The organism is Actinophytocola sp., assembly GCF_036555685.1.
Classification (GTDB): domain Bacteria; phylum Actinomycetota; class Actinomycetes; order Mycobacteriales; family Pseudonocardiaceae; genus Actinophytocola.
In genome coordinates, this window is record NZ_DATBKY010000190.1 from 1 (window position 1) to 4,585 (window position 4,585).

The 4,585-nt window shown below is 74.9% G+C and carries 3 protein-coding genes and 1 pseudogene; all 4 read left to right on the plus strand.

From position 1 onward, the window contains the following. On the plus strand, window positions 1-1,188 hold a 1,188-nt coding region (locus VH969_RS18055; RefSeq protein WP_331975645.1), incomplete at its 5' end, for an MFS transporter. A 37-nt stretch (window positions 1,189-1,225) separates the two neighbouring features. After that, window positions 1,226-2,464, plus strand: coding sequence for a cysteine desulfurase family protein (locus tag VH969_RS18060; RefSeq protein ID WP_331975647.1), 1,239 nt, complete (start codon window positions 1,226-1,228; stop codon window positions 2,462-2,464). Between the two features lie 131 nt (window positions 2,465-2,595). After that, complete coding sequence (mnmA, locus tag VH969_RS18065; RefSeq protein ID WP_331975649.1) at window positions 2,596-3,687, plus strand: tRNA 2-thiouridine(34) synthase MnmA; 1,092 nt, start codon at window positions 2,596-2,598, stop codon at window positions 3,685-3,687. 98 nt (window positions 3,688-3,785) lie between these two features. Next, a pseudogene (locus VH969_RS18070) lies at window positions 3,786-4,585 on the plus strand (hypothetical protein); the annotation flags it as partial.

Here is a 4,585-nt window from a genome sequence, read left to right on the forward strand (position 1 = left end):
TTCACCGCGTTCCTCGCCGCCAGCGTGATGGCGACCGTCCTCTCCGGACGGGTCAGCGACCGGCTCGGGCCGGTACCCGCGCTGCTCGCCGGGCCGGGCCTGTTCCTCGCCGGCCTGGTCACCGCCGGGTTCGCGACCGGCATGCCGATGCTGCTCGCCGGCCGCGTGCTGCAAGGGCTCGGGCTGGGCACCCAGACGGTGGCGATCTACGTCCTCGTCGCGCTCGTCTACCCCGCCGCACGGCGGCCGGCCGCGTTCGGGTTGCTCGCCGCCGCATGGGTGCTCCCGTCGCTGGTCGGGCCGACCGCCGCCGGGCTGATCACCGAGCACGCCGGCTGGCGCTGGGTGTTCCTCGGCATCGCGCCGTTCGCCGTGTTCGGGGTGCTCCTGCTGCTGCCCGCGATCCGCACGCTGCCGGCGGCCGAGGGCGCACCGAGCACCGCGCGGCGCGGCGTCGCCTGGGCCGCGGTGGCCACCGCCTTCGGCATCGCCGCGCTGTCGTGGGCCGCCCAGCACCCGTCCCTGGGCACGCTGTGGCTCGGCCTCGCCGGGCTCGCCGCGCTCGTGCCGGCGCTGCGCGTACTGCTGCCGCGCGGCACGGTCACCGCCCGGGCGGGCCTGCCGGCGACCGTGCTCGCCCGCGGCGTGCTGGCGGGCGCGTTCTTCGGCGTGGAGGCGTACATCCCGCTCGTGCTGACCTCCGTGCACGGGTTCTCGCCCGCGCTCGCCGGCGTGCCGCTGACCGTCGGCGCGTGCGGCTGGGCGGCCGCGTCCAACTGGCAGGGCCGCCACGTCGACATCCCCCGCCACGTGCTCATCCGGCTCGGCCTGACCACGCTCGCGATCGGGCTGGCCGGCACCGCGCTCGCCGGCCCGCACTGGGGCACCGGCTGGCTGATCCTGCCGTTCTGGCTGGTCGCGGGCGCCTCGATGGGGCTGGCGTACCCGTCGATCAGCGTGCTGAGCCTCGACTACGCGGCCCCGCGCGACCGCGGGTTCGTCTCGTCCGCGCTGCAGGTGGCGGACATGACGATGGCGGCCACGATGGTGGGCCTCGGCGGCGTGATGCTCGCCACGTTGGCGTCCACCGCGGACCCGACGGCCGCGATCGTGCCGCTCAACCTGCTGATGGCCGCGCTGGCGCTGACGGGCGCCGTGGTGTTCCGTCCCGCGCGGCAGCCTTCGTGACTTTTCTTCGCCAGGCGAGGGCTACCCTTGCCACGTAATGACCTATCTCGACCACGCGGCCACGACGCCGATGCTGCCCGAAGCGGTGGCGGCGATGACCGCGCACCTGACCGAGGCGCTGCCCACCCGGGGTAACGCTTCCTCCCTGCACACCTCCGGCCGCCGCGCCCGGCGCCTGGTCGAGGAGGCGCGCGAGGAGATCGCCGAGGCGCTCGGCGCGCGGCCGTCCGAGGTCGTCTTCACCGGCGGCGGCACCGAGAGCGACAACCTGGCCGTCAAGGGCATCTACTGGGCCCGGCGCGCGCAGGACCCGCGGCGCAGACGGATCCTGGTGTCCGCCGTGGAGCACCACGCCGTGCTCGACGCCGTCGAGTGGCTCGCCGAGCACGAGGACGCCGAGGTCACCCCGCTCGAGGTGGACGGGTTCGGCCGGGTGCACGAGGACACGCTGCGTGCCGCGATCGCCGGCGACCCGGACTCGGTCGCGCTGGTCACCGTGATGTGGGCGAACAACGAGGTCGGCACCGTCAACCCGGTACGCGAGCTCGCCACCCGCTGCGCCGGGTACGGCATCCCGTTCCACACCGACGCCGTGCAGGCGGTCGGCGCGATCCCGGTCGACTTCGCGGCCAGCCGGGCGAGCGCGCTCACGCTGACCGCCCACAAGATCGGCGGCCCGTACGGGGTCGGCGCGCTGCTGCTCGGCCGCGACGTGCCGTGTGCGCCCGTGCTCCACGGCGGCGGGCAGGAGCGCGAGGTCCGCTCCGGCACGCTGGACGTGCCCGGCATCGTCGCGATGGCGACCGCCGTGCACACGGCCGTGGCCAACCGTGCGGAGCACGCGGAGCACCTGGCCGGCCTGCGCGACGAGCTCGTCGCCGCCGTGCGTGCCGCGGTGCCCGACGCCGTGCTGAACGGCGACCCCGGCCAGTCCGATGTGGACGGCGCGCCGTCGCGGCTGCCCGGCAACGTCCACTTCACCTTCCCCGGCTGCGCGGGCGACAGCCTGCTGATGCTGCTGGACGCTCGCGGCATCGAGTGCTCGACCGGCTCGGCGTGCACCGCGGGCGTGGCGCAGCCGAGCCACGTGCTGCTCGCCATGGGCATCGACCCCACGCTCGCCCGTGGCTCGCTGCGGTTCTCCTTGGGCCACACCTCCACCCCGGCCGACGTGCGCGCGGTCGCCGAGGCCATCGGCCCGGTCGTCGACCGCGCCCGCAACGCCGGTCTGGTGGGCCTGCGCCGCTCCGCCGCCCACCCGCCGGTGGAGGTCTGAGGCATGTCGCCGGCAGCCTCCGACCACCCGACGGAACCTCAGGGGACCGTGACGCAACCCAGCCACAAGAACGTGGTCAACCGCACCATCCGCCGGAACGCGACCAACACTTTTAATCCCGGGGAGGCGGAATGAGGGTGCTCGCGGCGATGAGCGGCGGGGTCGACTCCGCGGTGGCGGCCGCCCGTGCGGTGTCCGCGGGACACGACGTCGTCGGCGTGCACCTCGCCCTGTCGGCCAAGCCCGGCACGCTGCGCACGGGTGCCCGCGGCTGCTGCACGGTCGAGGACGCGCACGACGCCCGCCGCGTGGCCGACATCCTCGGCATCCCGTTCTACGTCTGGGACTTCGCCGAGCGGTTCACCGAGGACGTCGTCGAGGACTTCGTCGCCGAGTACGCCGCCGGGCGCACCCCCAACCCGTGCCTCAAGTGCAACGAGCGCATCAAGTTCGCCGCATTGCTGGACAAGGCGATCGCGCTCGGCTTCGACGCCGTCTGCACCGGACACTACGCCCGCCTGTCGCTTGTGGACGGACGGCCAGAGCTGCGGCGCAGCGCCGACGACGGCAAGGACCAGTCCTACGTGCTCGCCTCGCTGACCGCCGACCAGCTGCGGCACGCGATGTTCCCGCTCGGCGCCTCGGTGAAGGCCGACGTGCGGGCCGAGGCCGCGGCGCGGGGGCTCGCGGTCGCGGAGAAGCCGGACAGCCACGACATCTGCTTCATCCCCGACGGCGACACCCGCGGGTTCCTCGACCGGCACCTGGGCGAGCGGCCCGGCGAGCTCGTCGACGACGAGACCGGCGCGGTGCTCGGCGCCCACGCGGGCGTGCACGGGTTCACCGTCGGCCAGCGCCACGGGCTCGGCCTGCGCGTGCCGGCCCCGGACGGCCGGCCGCGCTACGTCCTCTCGCTGGAGCCGGTGTCCGGTTCGGTGCGCGTCGGCTCGGCGGACAAGCTCGCCGTGCGCGAGATCGTCGGCCGGCGCCCGGTGTGGCCGTCGGGCACGTCGCTGCCGGGCGAGCTCGACTGCGTCGCCCAGGTCCGCGCGCACGGCGGCACGGCGCCCGCCATCGCGTCCATTGTGGACGGGGAGCTGGTCGTCCGGCTCACCGGTGAGCTGCGAGGTGTCGCGCCAGGACAGGCCGTTGTGCTCTATCGCCCGGACGCGGGCGGTGATGTGGTGGTCGGCAGCGCCACCATCGCGCTGACCCGGTCCTGAGCCGGCCGGACCGCCTCCATCCGGCCCAGCCCGTTACGCCCTCGGGAGAACGGTCGACGTATCTGGTGCGCGACTATCCCACTGCACCGAGGTGATCCATGACCAGCGCGACCGGGGGCCAGCCCACCGCCCGCTTCCCCGAGGTGATCAGCTTCCCGCCCGACACCCTCGCCCGGCACCGCGCGAGGATGCTCGAACCGCCGACCGCGCTGCGTGCTCCCGACGGCAGCTGGCCGCTCACCACCGCCTACCGCGCGGACAGCCTCATGATCCCCGCGACCGACGCGCGGCGGCTGCTGTCCGAGGAGGACAACGAGTACGTCGAGCCGCTCCGGCAGCTCGGCCTGCGCCTGCGGCCTGCCGCGGACGAGGGCTGGCGGGAGAACCTGCGCGTCGTCCACGACGACCTGCCCGTCCCGTTCCAGCTCGTGACCAGGGACGACGCGGTCGGCCCCGGGGCGACCGACCCGTGGTCCGCGCTCGTGCGGCTGCGCCAGGCGTTCGGTACGGAGCCGGGCCGCCGGGTCGGGCTGAACCACCTCGTCGCGGCCGCGTCGGTCACCGTCGAGGGCGCACCGGTCAACCACGGCGGCCAGGTGGAGGGCAACCCGGTCAACCACGGCGGCGGTATGGGACAGAGCCGGATCGCGCTCTACACCGGCAGCCGCAACCCGGTCGCCATGCTGGGCCGGCGCCCGGTGCGCGCGCCGGCGGGCGACCTCGTCAGCTTGCGCCGGCCGGTCGTCGCCGTGCTGGACACCGGCATCGGCCCGCACCCGTGGTTGCCGATCGGACCGATCGGCGCCGACCCGGTCGTGGAGATCTCCGACGCGTTCCAGCTCGCGCTCGCCGCGCACGAGCCGTGGCTGACCCCGCACCCGCTGGTCGGCACCGCCGA

Excerpts from the sequence above, each read along its gene's own strand:
- VH969_RS18060 (WP_331975647.1), top strand. The coding sequence starts at position 1,226 with ATGACCTATCTCGACCACGCGGCCACGACGCCGATGCTGCCCGAAGCG.
- mnmA (WP_331975649.1), top strand. The coding sequence starts at position 2,596 with ATGAGGGTGCTCGCGGCGATGAGCGGCGGGGTCGACTCCGCGGTGGCG.